General features: G+C 45.6%; 19 protein-coding genes. 3 read left to right on the top strand and 16 right to left on the bottom strand.

Translation table 11 applies throughout. The features are described 5' to 3' along the window. Positions 1 to 37: 37 nt before the first annotated feature. The 7 genes from gatB to O3644_RS00700 form a co-directional block, all read right to left on the bottom strand. Positions 38 to 1,471, bottom strand: a complete 1,434-nt coding sequence (gene gatB / locus O3644_RS00730) for an Asp-tRNA(Asn)/Glu-tRNA(Gln) amidotransferase subunit GatB (protein WP_048763480.1) — start codon at positions 1,469 to 1,471, stop codon at positions 38 to 40. Then, positions 1,471 to 2,937 (bottom strand): Asp-tRNA(Asn)/Glu-tRNA(Gln) amidotransferase subunit GatA, encoded by a 1,467-nt coding sequence (gene gatA / locus O3644_RS00725; RefSeq protein WP_048763479.1) that lies wholly within the window; start codon positions 2,935 to 2,937, stop codon positions 1,471 to 1,473. The genes gatB and gatA overlap by 1 nt, the downstream gene beginning before the upstream one ends. Continuing rightward, positions 2,937 to 3,239 carry an Asp-tRNA(Asn)/Glu-tRNA(Gln) amidotransferase subunit GatC gene (gene gatC, locus O3644_RS00720; RefSeq protein WP_048763476.1) on the bottom strand — a complete coding sequence of 101 codons (303 nt, stop codon included), beginning with the start codon at positions 3,237 to 3,239 and terminating at the stop codon, positions 2,937 to 2,939. The genes gatA and gatC overlap by 1 nt, the downstream gene beginning before the upstream one ends. A gap of 202 nt (positions 3,240 to 3,441) precedes the next feature. Then, complete coding sequence (aspS, locus tag O3644_RS00715; RefSeq protein ID WP_371594812.1) at positions 3,442 to 5,178, bottom strand: aspartate--tRNA ligase; 1,737 nt, start codon at positions 5,176 to 5,178, stop codon at positions 3,442 to 3,444. A gap of 309 nt (positions 5,179 to 5,487) precedes the next feature. Continuing rightward, entirely contained in the window at positions 5,488 to 6,045 is a 558-nt protein-coding gene (locus tag O3644_RS00710; protein ID WP_048763470.1) for a cysteine hydrolase family protein, read from the bottom strand. Further along, a complete protein-coding gene (codY, locus tag O3644_RS00705; protein WP_005591692.1) occupies positions 6,045 to 6,833 on the bottom strand; it encodes a GTP-sensing pleiotropic transcriptional regulator CodY in 789 nt (262 codons plus the stop codon). Before codY ends, O3644_RS00710 begins: the two co-directional genes overlap by 1 nt. A 211-nt stretch (positions 6,834 to 7,044) precedes the next feature. After that, on the bottom strand, positions 7,045 to 8,259 hold the full coding sequence (locus tag O3644_RS00700; RefSeq protein ID WP_371594811.1) for a pyridoxal phosphate-dependent aminotransferase: 1,215 nt from the start codon (positions 8,257 to 8,259) through the stop codon (positions 7,045 to 7,047). Between the two features lie 257 nt (positions 8,260 to 8,516). On the opposite strand from O3644_RS00700, the gene O3644_RS00695 reads away from it, so the two are divergent. After that, positions 8,517 to 8,972, top strand: coding sequence for a universal stress protein (locus O3644_RS00695; RefSeq protein WP_048763464.1), 456 nt, complete (start codon positions 8,517 to 8,519; stop codon positions 8,970 to 8,972). A 114-nt stretch (positions 8,973 to 9,086) separates the two neighbouring features. On the opposite strand, the gene uvrA is transcribed toward O3644_RS00695, so the two are convergent. Then, positions 9,087 to 11,912, bottom strand: a complete 2,826-nt coding sequence (gene uvrA, locus O3644_RS00690; protein ID WP_048763463.1) for an excinuclease ABC subunit UvrA — start codon at positions 11,910 to 11,912, stop codon at positions 9,087 to 9,089. 122 nt (positions 11,913 to 12,034) lie between these two features. Between uvrA and O3644_RS00685 the strand changes: the two genes are divergently transcribed. Both O3644_RS00685 and O3644_RS00680 read left to right on the top strand, forming a co-directional pair. After that, on the top strand, positions 12,035 to 12,979 hold the full coding sequence (locus O3644_RS00685) for a magnesium transporter CorA family protein (RefSeq protein ID WP_045500579.1): 945 nt from the start codon (positions 12,035 to 12,037) through the stop codon (positions 12,977 to 12,979). An 18-nt stretch (positions 12,980 to 12,997) separates the two neighbouring features. Next, positions 12,998 to 13,672 (top strand): DUF1129 domain-containing protein, encoded by a 675-nt coding sequence (locus tag O3644_RS00680; protein ID WP_048763459.1) that lies wholly within the window; start codon positions 12,998 to 13,000, stop codon positions 13,670 to 13,672. A 32-nt stretch (positions 13,673 to 13,704) separates the two neighbouring features. On the opposite strand, the gene O3644_RS00675 is transcribed toward O3644_RS00680, so the two are convergent. The 8 genes from O3644_RS00675 to mvk form a co-directional block, all read right to left on the bottom strand. Next, the gene (locus O3644_RS00675) at positions 13,705 to 14,214 is read right to left on the bottom strand and encodes a GNAT family N-acetyltransferase (RefSeq protein WP_048763457.1); all 510 of its coding nucleotides are present in this window, start codon (positions 14,212 to 14,214) and stop codon (positions 13,705 to 13,707) included. A gap of 97 nt (positions 14,215 to 14,311) precedes the next feature. After that, positions 14,312 to 14,551: a 30S ribosomal protein S18 gene (gene rpsR / locus O3644_RS00670; protein ID WP_000068664.1), complete on the bottom strand. Its 240-nt coding sequence runs from the start codon at positions 14,549 to 14,551 to the stop codon at positions 14,312 to 14,314. 40 nt (positions 14,552 to 14,591) lie between these two features. Next, on the bottom strand, positions 14,592 to 15,086 hold the full coding sequence (locus O3644_RS00665) for a single-stranded DNA-binding protein (RefSeq protein ID WP_005591685.1): 495 nt from the start codon (positions 15,084 to 15,086) through the stop codon (positions 14,592 to 14,594). A gap of 11 nt (positions 15,087 to 15,097) precedes the next feature. Continuing rightward, positions 15,098 to 15,388 carry a 30S ribosomal protein S6 gene (gene rpsF / locus O3644_RS00660; protein WP_002896497.1) on the bottom strand — a complete coding sequence of 97 codons (291 nt, stop codon included), beginning with the start codon at positions 15,386 to 15,388 and terminating at the stop codon, positions 15,098 to 15,100. Positions 15,389 to 15,564: 176 nt separating this feature from the next. Beyond that, positions 15,565 to 16,569, bottom strand: a complete 1,005-nt coding sequence (gene fni, locus O3644_RS00655) for a type 2 isopentenyl-diphosphate Delta-isomerase (RefSeq protein ID WP_048764105.1) — start codon at positions 16,567 to 16,569, stop codon at positions 15,565 to 15,567. Continuing rightward, the gene (locus O3644_RS00650) at positions 16,553 to 17,572 is read right to left on the bottom strand and encodes a phosphomevalonate kinase (protein ID WP_048764107.1); all 1,020 of its coding nucleotides are present in this window, start codon (positions 17,570 to 17,572) and stop codon (positions 16,553 to 16,555) included. Before O3644_RS00650 ends, fni begins: the two co-directional genes overlap by 17 nt. Further along, complete coding sequence (mvaD, locus tag O3644_RS00645; protein ID WP_371594810.1) at positions 17,562 to 18,509, bottom strand: diphosphomevalonate decarboxylase; 948 nt, start codon at positions 18,507 to 18,509, stop codon at positions 17,562 to 17,564. Before mvaD ends, O3644_RS00650 begins: the two co-directional genes overlap by 11 nt. After that, positions 18,491 to 19,369 (bottom strand): mevalonate kinase, encoded by an 879-nt coding sequence (gene mvk, locus O3644_RS00640; RefSeq protein WP_048764110.1) that lies wholly within the window; start codon positions 19,367 to 19,369, stop codon positions 18,491 to 18,493. Before mvk ends, mvaD begins: the two co-directional genes overlap by 19 nt. Positions 19,370 to 19,457: the final 88 nt, after the last annotated feature.

Genomic DNA, 19,457 nt, shown 5'->3' with positions numbered 1-19,457 from the left:
GTGAAAACCAGCCTCGCGACTGGTTTTCTACTTATCTCTAAAGTTTCTCCAACTCTTCGTTGAGCAGTTTTTGTGCTACTTGTGGGTTGGCTTGGCCCTTGGTAGCCTTCATGAGCTGACCAATCAAGGACTTGGCTGCATTCTTGTTGCCGCCCTTATAGTCATTGATGGCTTTTTCATTATCCGCAAAGACTTGCTGAATGATTGGCAATAGCTGGGCAGGATCTGAGATTTGGATCAGGCCTGCTTTTTGTACATATTCCTTAGCAGAGCCACCATTTTTAGCTAGATGGACAAAGACCTTCTTGGCAATCTTAGAGGAAATCGTACCGTCTGCAATCAGCGCAATCATCTCAGTCAGGTTCTCAGGTGTCAGCTCAATCTCAGAGATGGTCTTTCCTTCGGCATTGAGGTATTGAGCCACTTCTCCTTGGAGCCAGTTAGAGACAGCCTTGGCGTCACCGCCTGCTGCAAGAGCTGCTTCAAAGAAGTCTGACACAGCCTTGGTCACTGTCAGCTGCTTAGCATCGTAGTCAGAAAGACCGTAATCGCCCACATACTTAGCCCGGCGTTCTTTTGGAAAGGCTGGCAGGCTACTGCGTACTTGCTCAATCCAAGCATCCTCAATCTCAAAGATCGGCAGATCAGGCTCTGGGAAGTAACGGTAGTCCGCTGAACCTTCCTTGACCCGCATGAGCAGGGTTTCGCCAGTTGCTTCGTCATAACGGCGGGTTTCCTGACGGATTTGACCACCGCTGCGTAGGATTTCCGCTTGGCGTTTTTCCTCAAATGCCAGACCCTTACGGACAAAGTTGAAGGAGTTAAGGTTTTTCAGCTCAGTCTTGGTACCAAATTCTTCCTGACCGTAAGGACGGATAGAAATATTAGCGTCGACCCGCATGGAACCCTCTTCCATCTTGACATCAGAAATGCCCGTGTACTGAATGATTTCCTTGAGGGCAGTCAGATAGGCATAAGCTTCTTCTGGACTGCGCATATCTGCTTCCGATACAATCTCAATCAGCGGTACCCCTTGGCGGTTGAGGTCCACATAAGAGTAGCCATCGCTGCCATGGGTATTCTTTCCGGCATCTTCTTCTAAGTGGGCCCGCTCGATACGGATTTTCTTGGTCGTGCCATCTTCTAGCTCAATCTCAATCCAGCCATTGTAGCCAATCGGCTCATCAAACTGAGAAATTTGATAGGCTTTTGGATTGTCCGGATAGAAGTAATTCTTGCGGTCAAAGTGCATTTTCTGGTGAATATCCATGTTCAAAGCCAGAGCAGCTTTGATTCCATAGTCAATGACACCCTTGTTCATAACAGGCAGGACACCTGGGAAGGACCAGTCGATGATATTGGTGTTGGCATTTGGATCTTCACCGAAGTGAGCTGGAGCTGGTGAGAAAATTTTTGAATTGGTCTTCAATTCAACATGGACTTCCAGTCCGATAACTGTTTCAAAGTTCATTATTTTTCACCTCCAAAGATAACTGGCTGCTGTTTGTGGTAGTCAGTCGTCGCTTCAAATGCTGCGGCTGCCTGATAGATGGTCGCTTCATCAAAGTGGTTCCCAATCAGCTGCAAGCCAACGGGAAGACCATCTGCAAAGCCAGCTGGGATTGAAATACCTGGCAGGCCAGCCAGATTGACTGGAATGGTCAAAAGGTCAGCCAAATACATGGCCACAGGATCTTGGTTTTGACTGCCCAAGTCATAAGCTACAGTTGGTGCAGTTGGGCCTAAGATCAAGTCATATTTTTCAAAAACCTTAGCAAAATCTTGCATAATCAAGGTCCGAACCTGACCAGCTTTCTTGAAGTAAGCATCGTAGTAACCAGACGACAAGCTGAATGTCCCCAGCATGATGCGGCGTTTCACCTCTTCACCAAAGCCTTCGCTGCGGGATTTGACATAGACATCTTCTAGATTTTCAATGCCTTCTGCGCGGTAACCATAGCGAATACCGTCAAAACGCTGCAGGTTAGAGCTAGCCTCAGAGGAAGCAATGATATAGTAAACAGCCACTCCATACTTGCTGTGAGGCAGGCTAACCTCTTCAACGATAGCTCCTAGACTTTCCAAGTGCTTGGCTGCTGCCAGAATCGTTTCCTTGACCTTGCTGTCAATTCCCTCACCCATGTATTCCTTAGGCAAGGCAATCTTCATGCCCTTGATGTCTTGGCCAATCTTGCTAGTAAAGTCTGGCACTGCTTCTTGTGATGATGTAGAATCTTTAGGATCATTACCAGCAATAACATTCAGAAGCTGGGCATTTTCCTTAACCGTCTGAGAGAAAGGCCCAATCTGATCTAAAGAAGAACCAAAAGCAATGAGACCAAAACGAGAAACCCGTCCGTAAGTTGGTTTGAGGCCGACTACACCGTTAAAGGAAGCAGGCTGACGAATGGAGCCACCCGTATCTGAACCTAGTGACAGGCGAACCTGACCAGAGGCAACAGCTGTCGCTGAACCACCTGATGATCCACCAGGAACCTTGCTGCTGTCCCAAGCATTCTTAGTCGTCTTAAAGTAAGAGTTTTCGCTGGATCCACCCATGGCGAACTCGTCCATGTTGGTCTTCCCAACGATAATCATATCCTTACCATAGAGCTTTTCTACACTGGTTGCATCGAAAATCGGCTTATAGTTGTAGAGCATTTTAGATGCAGCCGTCGTCAAGATTCCCTTGGTTGAGATATTGTCCTTAACCGCTAACGGAATTCCGCTCATAAGATTGTCCGCATCAATGCCCTTGGCATCCAGAGCTGCAGCCTGAGCCAATGCTTCCTCTTCACTGATAGTAATGAAACTGTCCACAGCTCCTTCACGTTCTTTGATGTCTGCCAAAGTCGCCTGAGTTAACTCAACCGCAGAAATTTCTTTCTTGACCAGCAAGTCGTGCAGTTCTTCAATGGTCTTGTGATTAAAAGTCATTAGGCATCTCCTCCGTCATCTAGGATGGCAGGCACTTTGATGTAGCCCCGCTCTTTTTCAGGTACATTTTGGAAAAGCTCGTCCCGGTTCCAGCCTGGCTGAGCCACATCTTCTCGCATATAGTTGATATTAGCTGCCACATTAGAAGTGAAAGGCACACCCTCTGTGTCCACTTCATTGAGCAGTTCGACCATGTCGACAATTTTAGACAAGGTTGTCGCAAACTCAGCTGTCTCTTCTGGTGAAAAAGCCAGTTTTGACAGTTTTGCAACGTGACTTACTTCTTCTTGAGTAATCTTCATCTCTGATTCCTTTCATAAGATAGGCGAGCCTGAATACCGACCGAAAACGATAAATCTAAGAAAAATCTTTGTTTTCGAGGTATTTAACTCGCATTGTTTTGCTAAGATAGAGGCACCAAGCTCTCGTAGCTGCGACCTCTTTCTTTAACTTCTTCCTGATTTCTTCAGGAATTCGCATCATTTCATTTTACCATATTTCAGGCTAATTCTTCAATTCCAAATACAGTTCTTTGAGCTGTCTTTGGTCAACCAAACTCGGACTTTCCAGCATAGGGTCAAAGCCAGTACCATTTTTCGGAAAGGCAATGACCTGGCGGATATTTTCTTCCCCAGCCAAAATCATAACCAAACGATCTAAGCCCAGAGCCAAGCCACCGTGTGGTGGGAAGCCATACTCCAAGGCTTCTAAGAAGAAACCAAAGTCCCGCTCATAATCTTCTCGGTTCATGCCCAATAGCTCAAACATCGCTTCCTGAGCCTTCCTGTCATGAATCCGTAGACTTCCTCCGCCAATCTCATAACCGTTCAAGACGATGTCATAGGCATGGCTGCGGTATTGATCTGGCTCCTGACCTTCTTTAAAAACGCCCTGTGTGAAAGGATGGTGCATGGCTTGATAGCGGTTTTGGTCTTCATTCCACTCCAGCAGCGGCCAATCCACAACCCAGAGGAAATGAAGCAGCCCCGGATCAATCAGATCCAAAGCTTTTGCGACTTCTAGACGCAGATGTCCCAAAGCTTCCTGAGCCCGACGCTTCTTGGCCATGACTAGCAGGATGAGGTCTCCATCTTTGGCCTCAAAACGTGTCAGTAACTCCTGACTTTCAGCTTCAAAGGTGCTAGCCAAATCTCCAACTAACTGGCCATTTTCAACCTTTAGACTGGCGAAACGACTGCAGCCAAATTCCTTCATTTCCTGATAGTAGTGGCTCAGCTGTTTCTTACTAAAAGCACTAGCTGCATCTGGCAAACAGATTCCCATCACTTCCTCTTGGTTGTCCAAAGCTTTCTTGATGAGAAGCGAATCATTGGACTGGCACAAATCCGTCAAACTCTTCAACTCTAAACCAAAGCGTGTATCTGGCTTATCAGAACCAAAGCGGCTCATAGCTTCTTCATAGCTGATAGTCGGAAAAGCTTCTGTCAACTCTAAACCATGAGTTTTCTTAACAACAGCCTTGAGCATAGCTTCAACCAGAGCTCGGATTTCTTCTTCGCTGGCAAAACTCAGCTCCAAATCTACCTGGGTAAACTCTGGCTGACGGTCGCCCCGCAAATCTTCGTCACGGAAACAACGAACAATCTGATAATAGCGCTCAAGTCCAGCCCCCATCAGTAACTGCTTGAGCATCTGAGGGCTCTGAGGCAGCGCGTAGAATTGATTTTTAAAGACCCGACTAGGAACCAAGAAGTCTCTAGCCCCTTCAGGTGTTGACTTGGTCAAATAAGGCGTCTCCACTTCCAAAAAGTCCAAACTGTTCAAATATTCTCGAATAGTTGATGTGATCTGATGGCGCAGTTTGAGGTTATGTGTCATCTTCTCACGGCGCAAGTCCAGGTAGCGGTATTTCTGACGCAGATCTTCCCCTGTATGGGCATGCTGGTCCAACTCAAAAGGCAGAGGCTTACTGCTAGCAATGACCTCAATCTTCTCTGCCCTTAGCTCAACCTGACCAGACTTGATGGCCTTGTTGACAAAGCGCTCTTCCCGCTGAACGACTTGCCCCGTCACTGCAATGACATCTTCTTTGCCAATGTCTTCCAGCTTAGCAAAATCTTCAATATCACCGCTAACAAAGACCTGAAGCAAGCCCTCACGGTCCCGTAATTCAATAAAGGCCAGCTTACCATGATTGCGGATATTGGCCACCCAGCCAGTTGCGGTCATGGTCTGTCCGACCTGCTCTAAACCGTAGTTTCCGATAAAAATTTCTTTCATATTCTCTCCCTTTCAAATCCATTTGCAAGCTGCCCTGTCCTTAGGCATATTAGCAACTTTCTTCCAGCATATCCACTTTTCCTTTTGCAAAACAAAAAGCCTTCGTCTCTGAAACAGACGAAAGCCGTGGTACCACTGTTATTCACCACCTTAAAAGGCAGCCTCTACGCTCGTAACGTGAGCGGCGTTTGTGCTTGGTCACACAAAAGATTATGAAACATGTTCTTCGGTTTTGCTTTCTTGGTACTGCTCTCAGCTATCAGCACTCTCTGTGCAAGTCAGCAAGCCTACTCTGCTTCTCTTTTACTCTTAAATTGTATCTATTATAGTCGAACCTAGAACATTTTGCAAGTGATTTAAGGCAAATTTGTGATTTTCCTCTGACAGAGAAGCCACAGCTGGCTCTACCACCTGAATCTGATAACCAAGATTATAAGCATCGATCGCCGTATGCAGGACGCAAATATCTGTCAAGACTCCAGTCAAAATGACCGTATCTACCTTTCTTTCCCGCAATCGAATATCTAAATCCGTACCGGAAAAAGCAGAATAATGACGCTTATCCATCCAAAAGACCCGAGAGTCTGCTTGATGCTTGTCATAAAAATCAGCCAAGGGACCATAAAGATTGCGACCGCTGGTTCCTTTGATATTATGAGGTGGAAACAGCTTACTCTCAGGATGAAAGGCATCATTCTCATCGTGGGCATCAATAGCAAAGAAGATATAGTCGCCTCGATCAAATGCCGCCTCGGTCATCTGAGCAATGGCTTCAGAAATCGCCTGAGCAGGCGCTCCTGCTGTCAGCTTGCCCTCATCTGCAACAAAATCAAACGTATAATCAATGGAAATCAGCGCTCTTGCCATTAGTAATCCCTCTTTTTAATTTCCTCAAAAACATCTGGAATCAGTACTTTCAGATAAGTTCCCTTCATCCCCAGCGAGCGGCTTTCAATAATCCCCGCACTCTCCAGCTTGCGCAAGGCATTGACAATGACTGAACGAGTAATCCCTATCCGGTCAGCAATGACAGAAGCCGTCAGTTGCCCTTCATTGCCATTGAGCTCGCCCAGAATAGCTGAAACAGCTCTTAGCTCTGAGTAAGACAGAGTATTGACCGCCATGGTCACAGCTGTCCGGCGACGGATGTTCTTCTCGTCCTCTTCCCGCTGGAAGTTAAGCAGCTGGATACCGACCACTGTGCTGGCAATCTCAACCAGAATCAAGTCATCATCCAAAAATTCTTTATCATTGCGCCAGATAATCAGCGAGCCCAAGCGAATTCCTGAAACATGAATCGGTGCGATAGTAGTCAAACCATCTGGAAATTCATCCTTGGTTTCCACTGGGAAAATGGTCAAATCGTGAGTTACAGGCAGATTAGCCTCCGTCTCATACACCATGTTTGCTTCTTGGACATATTCTTTGGGGAAAGTCTTGTCTTGGAAAAAGGCTTCTACACGATCATTATTTGTCTTGTAGCGCATAAAATAGCCCAAGAGACGGCCCTTGCTGTTGATGATGCAGGCATTGCAATGAATAATATCAGCAAGCTGGCGAGTGATCGCATTGTAAGGAAGTTCCTCCTGAAGTTGCTCCTCTGAACGTTTCAAGATAGAAGTAATCTTCCTTGTTTTTTCTAATAGTTTTGCCATACATTTACCTCGTATTTAGTCTCCTTGATTGTATCATAATCGACCGAAATTTTCAATAATTATCTGAAAATTGTGTATTGAAAAAAAATTCGCTACAATTCTGAAAGATTCAGAATTTAATGATAGTGAAAAAAATCACTTCATCAAAAAAACCATTTAAAACAATTCTAAGACGAATTTGTTTTAAACGGTTTATGACTTATAATTATGCTTATCTGCGGTATTGGCGCAGGAAGCGCGTCATTTTTTCTTGGATCTGAGCTAGCTCATCTACCCGAGGCAGATAAACGATTCGGAAATGATCTGGGTCCTTCCAGTTAAAGCCCCGACCATGGACAAGAAGGACTTTTTCCTGCTTGAGGAAATCCAAAACAAACTGCTCATCATCATCGATACGGTACATTTCTCGATCAATCTTCGGGAAGATGTAAAGACCCGCCTTAGGTTTGACCGCAGACAAACCTGGAATATCTTGAATGGCATTGTAAATGAAGTTTCTCTGTTCATAGATACGGCCACCTGGCAAAAGCAATTCATCCACCGACTGGTGACCTCCAAGCGATGTTTGCACAACCTGCTGGGCCAAGACGTTGGAGCACAAGCGCATATTGGAAAGCATATTAAGGCCTTCGATATAGCCTTTAACGTGCCGCTTAGGACCAGATAGCACCATCCAGCCAACTCGGAAGCCCGCGATACGATGAGATTTTGATAGACCATTCATGCTGACACAAAAGACATCTGGAGCTAGGCTTGCCACAGGCGTATGCACATGTCCATCCATCACCATGCGGTCATAAATTTCATCCGCAAAGATGATAAGATTGTTCTGGCGAGCAATTTCTACGATCTCTAGCAAAAGTTCCTTAGGATAAAGTGCTCCCGTTGGATTGTTAGGATTGATGATAATAATAGCCTTAGTATTAGAAGTGATTTTTGACTTGATGTCGTCAATATCTGGATACCATTCTGCCTGCTCATCACAGACATAATGAACGGCATTCCCACCAGCCAGACTAACTGCAGCCGTCCAGAGCGGATAGTCCGGCATTGGTACTAGGACCTCATCTCCATCATCTAAGAGTCCCTGCATAGACATAACAATCAGATCGCTGACTCCATTTCCAAGATAAATATCATCGATATCAACATTAGGGAAATTTCTGAGCTGGCAATACTGCATAATGGCCTTACGGGCTGAGAAAATCCCCTTAGAATCAGAGTAACCCTCACTGTCACGCGCATTCATAATCAAATCATGAATGACCTCGTCTGGAGCGGTAAAGCCAAATTCAGCTGGATTTCCCGTGTTCAAGCGGAGAATTTTTTCTCCGTTTGCCCGCATCCGCATCGCTTCATCCAAAACTGGCCCACGAATATCATAGGCTACATGCTCCAGTTTGCTGGACTTATTAAATTCTTTCATCCTATTTTCCTCAATTCATTTGAATGATTTTATTATACCATCAGAAAAAAAGATTGACAATTAGGAAGAATCTAAGAACGCTCCATTCAACTAAAATAAAGCTTCTAATTTAGGAAAATACACTTATCCATCAAAATAATTTCACTTGATTTCTGAATTTCATTTGCAGCTTTACTTTTTTTCTGAAAAGGTTTACAATATAAGTGAAGACATAAGAAACTCGAATCTAGGATTCGACAAAAGATGGAGGTAGCTTTATGACTCAACAAAAATATGAAAATATCATGGTCGCTGTTGACGGCTCTCGCGAAGCAGAACTCGCTTTTGAAAAAGGTGTTAATGTAGCGCTGAGAAATGCTTCTCGTTTGACAATTGCTCATGTGATTGATACCCGGGCTCTCCAAAGCGTCTCAACCTTTGACGCTGAGGTCTACGAAGATCTCCAAGAAGAAGCACAAAAGTTGATGACAGAGTACAAGGAAAAGGCGCAAAAAGCTGGGGTCAAATACGTCGATATCGTCATTGAATTGGGCAATCCCAAAACCCTCCTGTCAACTGATATTCCTGACGAACACAAGGTTGATTTGATTATGGTCGGAGCTACTGGTCTCAATGCCTTTGAACGCCTCCTAGTCGGCTCATCATCCGAATATATCCTTCGCCACGCGAAAGTGGACTTACTGGTCGTTCGTGACAAAGAGAAAACATTCTAAAAATATCTAGTAGGTTGCTGCGATAGCTATGCCCTACTTCCCTCATAACTATAAGTTGAAATCCCTCATTAGGTTAGCCTAGTGAGGGATTTGTGTTTTAGAACAATAAAAATCTTATTTCAGCTTATCTTTCAAATATTGACCGGTATAGCTGGCTGGATTAGCTGCGACTTCTTCTGGTGTCCCCGTGGCAATGATGGTTCCGCCACCGACACCGCCTTCTGGTCCTAAGTCGATGATATGGTCAGCTGTCTTGATAACATCCAAATTGTGCTCGATAACGAGGACTGTATTGCCATCGTCCACAAAGCGTGATAGCACATGAAGGAGCTTGGCAATGTCTTCAGAATGCAGACCCGTGGTCGGCTCATCCAAGATATAGAAGGACTTGCCAGTCGAGCGCTTGTGAAGCTCGCTGGCCAGCTTCATACGCTGGGCTTCACCACCTGACAAGGTTGTGGCTGGCTGCCCTAGAGTCACATATCCTAGTCCCACATCCTTGATTGTCTGGAGTTTGCGGGCAATCTTGGGAATATGCTGGAAGAATTCTACCGCATCATTGACCGTCATGTCCAGAACCTGGGCGATATTCTTCTCCTTGTAGTGAACTTCTAGCGTCTCACTATTATAGCGAGTGCCGTGGCAGACCTCACAGGCCACATAGACGTCAGGTAGGAAGTGCATCTCAATCTTGATAATCCCATCACCCGAGCAGGCCTCACAGCGGCCACCCTTGACGTTAAAGCTGAAACGACCCTTTTTGTAGCCGCGAATCTTGGCTTCATTGGTCTTGGCAAACAGATCGCGAATATCGTCAAAGACTCCAGTATAGGTAGCTGGATTAGAGCGCGGTGTCCGGCCAATCGGACTTTGGTCAATATCAATCAGTCGATCCACATGCTCAATACCACTGATTTTCTTAAACTTACCTGGTTTGGCAGAGTTGCGGTTGAGTTTTTGGGCAATGGCTTTTTTAAGGATAGAGTTGACCAGCGTTGACTTACCAGATCCAGAAACTCCCGTCACCGCGATAAATTTGCCTAAAGGGAATCTAGCCGTAATATTCTGCAGGTTATTTTCCTGAGCCCCTGTCACTTCGATAAAGCGTCCATTGCCTACACGGCGTTCCAATGGTACTGGGATCTCGCGCTTACCTGACAGGTATTGGCCTGTGATAGATTTCTTGCTCTTGGCCACTTGCGCTGGAGTGCCCGCTGCGACGATTTCACCTCCGAAAACACCAGCTCCTGGTCCCACATCAATCAGCCAGTCCGCCTCTCTCATGGTGTCCTCGTCGTGCTCAACAACGATGAGGGTATTGCCTAGGTCGCGCATCTTCTTGAGGCTGGCAATCAGGCGGTCATTATCACGCTGGTGCAAGCCAATAGAGGGCTCGTCCAAGATATAGAGGACGCCACTCAAGTTCGAGCCAATCTGAGTTGCCAAGCGAATCCGCTGGCTCTCGCCTCCTGATAGAGTCCCTGCCGAGCGAGACAAAGTCAGGTAATTAAGGCCAACGTTATTAAGGAAGGTCAGGCGGTCATGAATTTCTTTGAGAATAGGCCGCGCAATCGTAGCTTCGTTATCAGTCAAGCTAAGCTTGTCCAACTGGACCAAATGATCTGCAATGGACAAGTCTGAAATCTCACCGATATGCAAGCCGTCTTCGCCACCAACCTTGACAGACAGAGCCTGAGGACTAAGTCGATAACCGTGACAAGCCGCACAAGTCAGCTCATTCATATATGTCCGCATCTGTGTCCGAGTAAAATCACTATTGGTTTCATGGTAGCGACGGTTGATATTGGTGACAACTCCCTCAAAAGGAATGTCAATATCGCGCACGCCGCCAAACTCATTTTCATAATGGAAATGGAACTCTCGTCCATCTGAGCCAAAGAAAATCAGCTGTTTTTCTTCCTCAGTCAGCTCCTCAAAAGGCTTGTCCATATCAATGCCAAAGGCTGCCATAGCCTGCTCCAGCATCTGTGGATAGTAGTTGGAGGAGATGGGATTCCAAGGCGCTAGCGCTCCTTCGCGCAAAGTCTTGCTAGAATCTGGCACGACCACATCTAGATCCACTTCCAGCTTAACTCCTAGACCATCACAGTCCGGACAGGAGCCAAAAGGCGCATTGAAAGAAAAGAGGCGCGGCTCTAACTCTGGCACCGTAAAGCCACAGACTGGGCAGGCATAGTGTTCAGAAAAGAGCAGCTCTTGACCGTCCATAGTGTCAATCACCACATAGCCCTCAGCAATCCGCAGAGCTGCTTCAACCGAGTCAAAGAGGCGGCTGCGCACTCCTTCCTTGATGACAATTCTGTCTACCACAACTTCAATATCATGCTGCTTGCTCTTAGAAAGCTCTGGCACTTCTGTTACATCGTAGACATCCCCATCCACGCGCACCCGGACATAGCCGTCTTTCTGAATCTTGTCAAAAACGGTCTTATGCTGTCCCTTTTTCTTGCGAATGACTGGCGCTAAAATCTGTAATCGCTGACGCTCTGGCAATTCCAGAACCTTGTCGACAATCTGCTCAACAGACGAGGCCTTAATCGCTCCATGTCCATTGACACAGTAGGGCGTTCCAACACGCGCATAGAGCAAGCGCAGGTAATCATTGATTTCAGTAGCTGTTCCCACTGTTGAGCGGGGATTTTTACTAGTCGTCTTCTGGTCGATGGAAATAGCCGGGCTGAGACCATCAATCGAGTCCACATCCGGCTTTTCCATGTTGCCCAAAAACTGCCGAGCATAGGCCGACAAGCTCTCAACATAGCGGCGCTGCCCCTCAGCATAGAGGGTGTCAAAAGCTAGACTGGACTTGCCCGAACCAGACAGACCGGTCACCACGACCAGCTTGTCTCGGGGTATTTCTACATCAATATTTTTTAAATTATGAGCTCGCGCTCCATGAATCACAATTTTATCTTGCATCTCTTCCACACTTTACCTTTAAACTTCTTCTATTATAGCAAATTTTTCTGCAAACTTTTTCCCAAAAGACTAGAATTTGTAGTATAATAAGACGGTGCTTATAAACGATTCTAGGAGGAGATATGAAGCAAGTATTTTTATCAACAACAACCGAGTTCAAGGAAATTGATACACTTGAATCAGGAACTTGGATAAATATGGTCAATCCTTCCCAAAATGAATCTTTAGAAATCGCAAACGCCTTTGGCATTGACATAGCTGACCTACGAGCACCACTCGATGCCGAGGAAATGTCTCGTGTCACTATCGAGGATGAATACACACTGATCATCGTAGACGTGCCTATCACAGAGGAACGGAATAATCAGACCTACTATGTTACTATCCCGCTTGGTATTATCATCACAGAAGAAGCTATCATCACGACCTGTTTGGAAAAGCTGCCCCTACTGGATATCTTTATCCACCGTCGCTTACGTAACTTTTATACTTTCATGCGGTCACGTTTTATCTTTCAGATTCTCTACCGCAATGCCGAGCTGTATTTGACAGCCCTGCGTTCCATTGATCGCAAGAGTGAGCAGATTGAAAGCCAACTGCACCAGTCGACTCGAAATGAAGAACTGATTGAGCTCATGGAGCTGGAAAAGACCATCGTCTATTTCAAAGCCTCCCTCAAGACCAATGAGCGCGTGATTAAGAAACTGACCAGCTCTACCAGCAATATCAAGAAATACTTGGAAGATGAAGATTTGCTGGAAGATACCCTGATTGAAACCCAGCAGGCCATCGAGATGGCTGATATTTATGGAAATATCCTCCACAGCATGACAGATACTTTTGCTTCAATTATTTCCAACAACCAGAATAATGTCATGAAGACACTGGCCTTAGTAACCGTTGTTATGTCCATCCCGACCATGCTTTTCTCAGCCTATGGGATGAACTTCAAAGATAATGAACTGCCTCTAAATGGCGAGCCACATGCCTTCTGGATTATCATGTTTATCGCCTTTGCTCTGAGTGGCTCTCTGACCCTCTACCTCTTCCATAAAAAATTATTCTAACCACCAGAAAGGACTCTTATGTCACAAGTAGTATCAGACAAACTAACTAAGAAAAATAAGGAATTTCTCCACATCGCTACTCACCAACTCCTCAAAGATGGCAAATCCGACGAAGAAGTGAAGGCAATCTTAGAAGAAATCATTCCAAATATTTTAGAAAATCAAGCCAAGGGTATCCCTGCCCGTGCTCTCTACGGGGCACCAACTTACTGGGCTTCTTCTCTCACTGCTAAGGAACGCTATGATGCTGAACATCCAAAACAAAACGACGATCCAAAATGGATGATGCTGGATTCTGTTCTTTTCATTTTCGGTTTCTTTACCGTTCTGACTTCCATCGTTAATTTGGCATCTTCTCGACCGTCTGTTTACGGCATGACGACACTTGTCTTTGGAAGTATTGTCGGCGGTCTCGCTTTCTACGCCCTCTATCATTTCGTTTACCGTTTTTACGGACCAGACACTGACCGTAGCCAGCGTCCACATCTACTCAAATCTATCCTTATCATGCTAATAGCCATTGGTCTTTGGACCCTTTCAATCATTGGTTCTAGCCTACTGCCCGACTCTCTCAACCCACATTTGTCAAACATTGTCGTTGCCATCATCGGAGGGATCACCCTAGCACTCCGTTTCTACCTCAAGAAGCGCTTCAATATCAAGAGTGCGACTATGGGACCAGCGAAATATTAAGCAGCATAGAAAAAGAGGTTTTGCAACCTCTTTTATTTTGCACTTTTTGAAAAGTATAAAACCAAGTCATCGTTATTCTCGCACGAAGCATAGGGCGTGAGTGGCTGATTTTGAAACCAAACTCCTGACCCATCTGGCATATAACCACGACCCACATACAGTCGTTGTGCTGGACCATAGCCTTTATGTAGCCCAACACCCAAGCTGACCACATCTGAATAATGCTGCGCTGCTTGCTCAGCTTTGTCCAATAAAGCTGTCCCAATTCCTCGCTTTTGGAAACTTTCAAAAACATTAAAATCCGTTAACTCAGGATAAAGACCAGCAAAAGGCCCATGCTTTGCCAATGGGATGACTGTAATGTAGCCAGCCAAAAATTCCCCAACAACAGCCACCAAAACTTGGCGCTCACCCTCCTCTTGCTCCAGAAAGTAGTTTTTTAAAATCTCTCTCCGACCAGGCCAGCCTTGCTGGATAAAAGCATTCGATAAGCCTTCAATATCCTCAAAAAGCATCTTTCTGATGGCTAGTTCTTCTGTCATGGCAAGCCTCTCATATCTCGATAGTTTCTTATATTATAGCACTGTCCCTTTCTATCATCAAGATAGCAAAAATCCCTGCTAGAAGCAGGGACTCATATTAGTCTTCATTTACGAAAGGCATCAAAGCCATTACGCGAGCGCGTTTGATAGCTGTTGTTACTTTACGTTGGTTTTTAGCTGAAGTTCCTGTTACACGACGAGGAAGGATTTTCCCACGTTCTGAAACGAAACGGCTAAGAAGCTCAGTATCTTTGTAATCAACATATTCAATCTTGTTTGCTGCGATGTAATCAACTTTTTTACGGCGTTTGAATCCGCCACGACGTTGTTGAGCCATGTTATTCTCCTTTATATTATAGTTCTAGTTTTGTCCATTATTAGAATGGTAAATCATCGTCTGAGATGTCCATCGGGTTTGAATTGCCGAATGGGCTTTCATCACGAGAAAAGTTCGGTACTTGGTTGAATGAGTCAGCATTACCATAGCTTGGTGCAGAATTTCCACCGAAGCCACCGCCGCCAAAGCCAGCTGAAGGCTGCCCTTCACGGCTTGCACGACTTTCCAGAAGCTGAAAGTTGTCTGCAACGACTTCTGTGACATAGACACGCTGGCCTTGCTGATTGTCGTAATTACGAGTCTGGATGCGACCAGTAATTCCGATCAAAGCGCCTTTTTTGGCCCAATTAGCAAGATTTTCTGCCTGCTGACGCCAGATAACAACATTGATAAAGTCCGCTTCACGCTCACCACTTTGATTTTTAAAGTTGCGATTAACAGCCAGAGTAAAGGTTGCGACCGCTTGGTTTTGCGGTGTATAGCGAAGTTCAGCATCACGGGTCATACGTCCCACAAGTACAACGTTATTAATCATAATTTACCTTCTTAAGCGTCAAGTTTGACGATCATGTGACGAAGAATGTCAGCGTTGATTTTTGAAAGACGGTCAAACTCTTTAAGAGCTGCATCGTCGTTTGCTTCAACGTTAACGATGTGGTAAAGTCCTTCACGGAAATCTTGGATTTCGTATGCAAGACGACGTTTTTCCCAGTCTTTTGATTCAACAACAGTTGCACCGTTGTCAGTCAAGATAGAGTCAAAGCGTGCTACCAAAGCGTTTTTAGCTTCTTCTTCAATGTTTGGACGAATAATATAAAGAATTTCGTATTTAGCCATTGATATGTTCCTCCTTTTGGTCTAATGACCCCAAGACGCTGCAAGGGGTAAGTGAGGTTCACTCACAAATAATAATTATACTAGATTTTCCAGCAAATAGCAAGAATAAATTTCGCTTTTCCTTGAATGATTTGCTAAAGCATTTTATCAGCTAGACAAAGCATACCAGCAAGTGATTATTGCACCTGTTCGGCTCCTTCTTTTAAGCGACCGTAAAGCAGATAAGGGACGGATTTTAAGTCTTGGAGGTTGCGGCAGGACAGGGCACACATCAACAGCCGTAAATCTTCTTTCCAACCATTTACAATAGCAATGACCTCTTCGACTGAGTGTTTTTCGACCAAGTCTAACATCGTCCGAGAAAGGCCGACTGCTTTAGCACCCAGAACTAAGGCTTTAACCATGTCTAGAGGATGGCGAATGCCACCGCTAGCCAGCAACTCCACCTTGTCCACCCAGTCTTGGGCTGCCAGTAAGGCCTGGGCTGTGGTCTGCCCCCAACCGTTGAGATAGTCTCGCTGACCGCTCCTCCGATTTTCAATATAGGCAAAGCTCGTTCCACCACGACCAGAAATATCAAAGGTTGAAATTCCTAGTGCCTGCGCTTCCTCAATCGTCTTTCGATCCATGCCAAAGCCTACTTCCTTGAGGACAAGGGGGACCGGAAAATCTTTTCCATAGACTTCCAAATGCTGCTTCCAAGTTTTGAAAGTCCGCTCTCCCTCAGGCATTAGCAATTCTTGCATGACATTAATATGTAGCTGGAGAAATAAAGGTTTCAAATCCAACACTGCCTGCAAGCCTGCTGCTACTGGTTTATCAAGACCGATATTGCTGGCCAAGAGTAGACTAGGCTTATCCTTTGCCACAGCATAAGAATCATCATCTGGATTTTTCAGGGCTGCACTGTAGGAACCTGTCACAAAGAGGATGCCGCAGGCCTCCGCCACTTTAGCCAATTTTTCATTGATTTCTCGCCCTTTTGGACTTCCACCTGTCATAGCATTGATATAAAAAGGAAAATCCCAGTCACGCCCGGCGAAATGAGTGGATAAATCAATCTCAGCCAAATCATAGGCTGGCAAAGAACGATGGATTAATTCTATATCATCAAAGCTATTGTAGCCAAGGGGCTGTTCTAGGGCATAGTTGATATGATCATCTTTACGACTTTGGCTCATGAGCACCCATCCTTTCTCGGTAGAGTAATTCCAGACCAGCTTCTTGCCAGCGTTGGATCAAGGTTTGGCTATCTTCGGCAGCAAAAGACAGGGCGAAGCCACAGTCTCCACCGCCAGCTCCACTGCTTTTAGCGACACAATCCAAGCCTTGACTCGCCTCTCTTAAGTCCTGTAATTTCTCCGTGTAAATCAGCGGACTGAGGCTATCTAATAACTGACTGGCAGTCAATAGGCTATCTTTTACAGCTATCTTATCAGCCGACAAAAGAGCTTCTTTCAGACTGTCCACCTGAAGCTGGGTTTGAGTCAAGAAGTCTTCGTTTAAACTCGACTTAACCCGCTTAACAAGGTCACTAGAAATAGCCGGTTCTCTCGTCCAACCAACCAGAAAATCACAGGATAAAGCAGGATAGATTGGTTTGATCTCATAGCCCCAATCTTGCCCTAAAATTTCTAATAGACTTGTGTCGACCAATCGCTGGCGGATTGCCATCCGATCAAAAGAACGATAATAAACCAGTTGTTCATAAGCAATGCAGGCCAGATCTCCCATGGAGCCATTATCCCCCCGCTCGAGAAGCACTACTGCAGCTAGTCTAAAGAGGAGGTCAGAGCTTAGTTTCAGTTGATAAAAAGCGGCCATCGCCTTGATCGTCAGGACAACAACGCTTCCGCTAGAACCCAGCCCAAACTTTCGCCCGTCTTTCTCCATTTTTCCTCTGATAGTCAAAGCAAATGGGTGCAATGGGCATTGTATCAAGCCGAGATAGTCATTCATCAGCTGAATAGTCTCTTGAATCAAGGCATAATCCGCATCTGGTGCTAGACTGGCTTTATTGCTAAAAAGATCCGAATCCAGTTCATAACTATCCGCCGCCTCAATTTCTGCCCGCATATAAATAGGAATATTCTTAATCAAAGCCGCATGACCAGGACTCAGAACAGCGTATTCCCCAGCTAGATAGAGCTTTCCGCAGGTCTGGACTTGCATCTTAGTTTCCATCAGGCAATTCCTTCGTTTTGGAGACAATCAGACGGTACTGATTCTCAAAGAGGGGCACCAAGTCTTCCAAGTCCTCTTCCAGACAGAGAACCTTGACATTAGGACCAGCATCCATGGTGAAATAGCAAGGATGCCCCTGGTCTCGGAGCTGGCGAACGAAATCCATCGCAGCATAGCTTTCCTCTGTCAGATAAGTAAATGGAGGCGTGGCTGTCTCTGTCGTTGCATGCATCCGCAAAGCATTCTCCTCGGTCAACTGCCCAACTTTCTCAAAATCATTATCCTTTAAGTAGGACAGCATATCCTGATAATCCTGTGCTGACTGGTCAATCCAAGCCTGAAAATTTTTAGATGTTTCGGCACAGAGCTGCATGCCAAGTCGACTAGAAATCGGCTTTTTCTCATCATGAAGCACCAACATAATCATGGCTAGCTTAAGATCGGTTTGCACAGGATAAATCGCTCCGCTATCCTTGTCCCATGCTGCCAAAGGACCAAAGAAGGAGCGGGCTGACGAACCTGAAGCAAACTTGGCCAACTGAGCCAGCTCCTCAGTATTGTAATGAGTTTCAAAATAAGCATCACAAGCCTTGACCAGAGCAGATAAACCGCTGGAACTAGAGGATAAACCTGCTGCTGTCGGCATATTGTTACTGGTATCAATCCGCACCCAGTCACTTGGCTCCGTCCGAAAGCGATCAATAATCCGACTGACCTTAGCATGCTCTTCTGGGCTTTGCAATTGCCCATCGATATAAAATTCATCGCCAGCAGCCTCAGCCGAAAGTGGACTTAACTGGGTTTGGGTATACATATTCTCTAAAGTCAAGGAAATACTACTAGTGGCAGGAATCATCCGCTCGGCATCCGCCTTGCCCCAATACTTGACAATGGCAATATTGGCGTAAGACTTGACACTTACAGACTTTCTATCCATATGTTGCTGGCTCCTTTCTCTCTCAAAAGACGGGCTAGGTCTTCCGCCTCTTTCTTTTCTTTTATTAGCACAATCACGCAGCCACCTAGACCACCGCCACTCATTTTGGCTCCAAGAGCCCCATTTTCAAGCGCCAGCTCGACCAAGTCATCAGATAGCTGGCAAGAAACTCCCAACTGAGCTAGTTTGCCGTGAGCCTTAGTCATAGCCTGACCCATGGTCAGCAAATCTTTGAGATGGATCGCCTTTTCAACAATTTTCGTCAGATTTCCCAACTCCTGTAAGAGGGGCAGAGCCTCCTGACCCAAGCTTTCCACCTTTTTGATGGCTTCCCGCGTGTGTCCGTGAATGCCCGTATCCGCAATCAGCAGATAAGCGCCCAAATCTAGCTCAATCTCTGAAAATCCGACATTACGAATAAACTTGATAGCTACATCACTAAGACAGGTCTTGGCATCCAGACCGCTTGGATTCATATGGGCAATCATTTCTGCTCGATTGGCCAGAATTTCCAGAGTTTCATGATCCAAGGCCTCTTCGAAGTAGTCAAAAACCGCACGAATAGCTGCAATACTGACAGCAGCAGACGAGCCCATGCCCCGCTTTTCTGGCACCATAGAATCCACTTGACAACGAATCTGAGCGCCTTGCTTCCCTAAGTGCTCCAGACAGGCAAACACAGCCATGGACAAGGTATCTTGCTCATAGAGAGTCCAAGGCTTCTCAGAAGGGAATACCTGACAAGTCACTTCGATATTATTGAGAGGCAAAGCCAAGGCTGGATAGCCATAGACCACCGAATGCTCTCCCATAAGAATAATCTTGCTATGTGCCTTGCCGACACCCTTCTCTTTTGTCATACTTTCTCTCTATTTCTTCCTTCTATCTTCTATATTTTAATATACTTTTGGAAAAAAAGCGATCTTTTCCTATCTTGACAGACAAAGT

The sequence above is a fragment of the Streptococcus sp. 27098_8_113 genome (genome assembly GCF_041432545.1).
Lineage (GTDB): Bacteria > Bacillota > Bacilli > Lactobacillales > Streptococcaceae > Streptococcus.
Note: the sequence above shows the minus strand (reverse complement) of the source record. Positions and strands in the feature narration are given on the sequence as shown.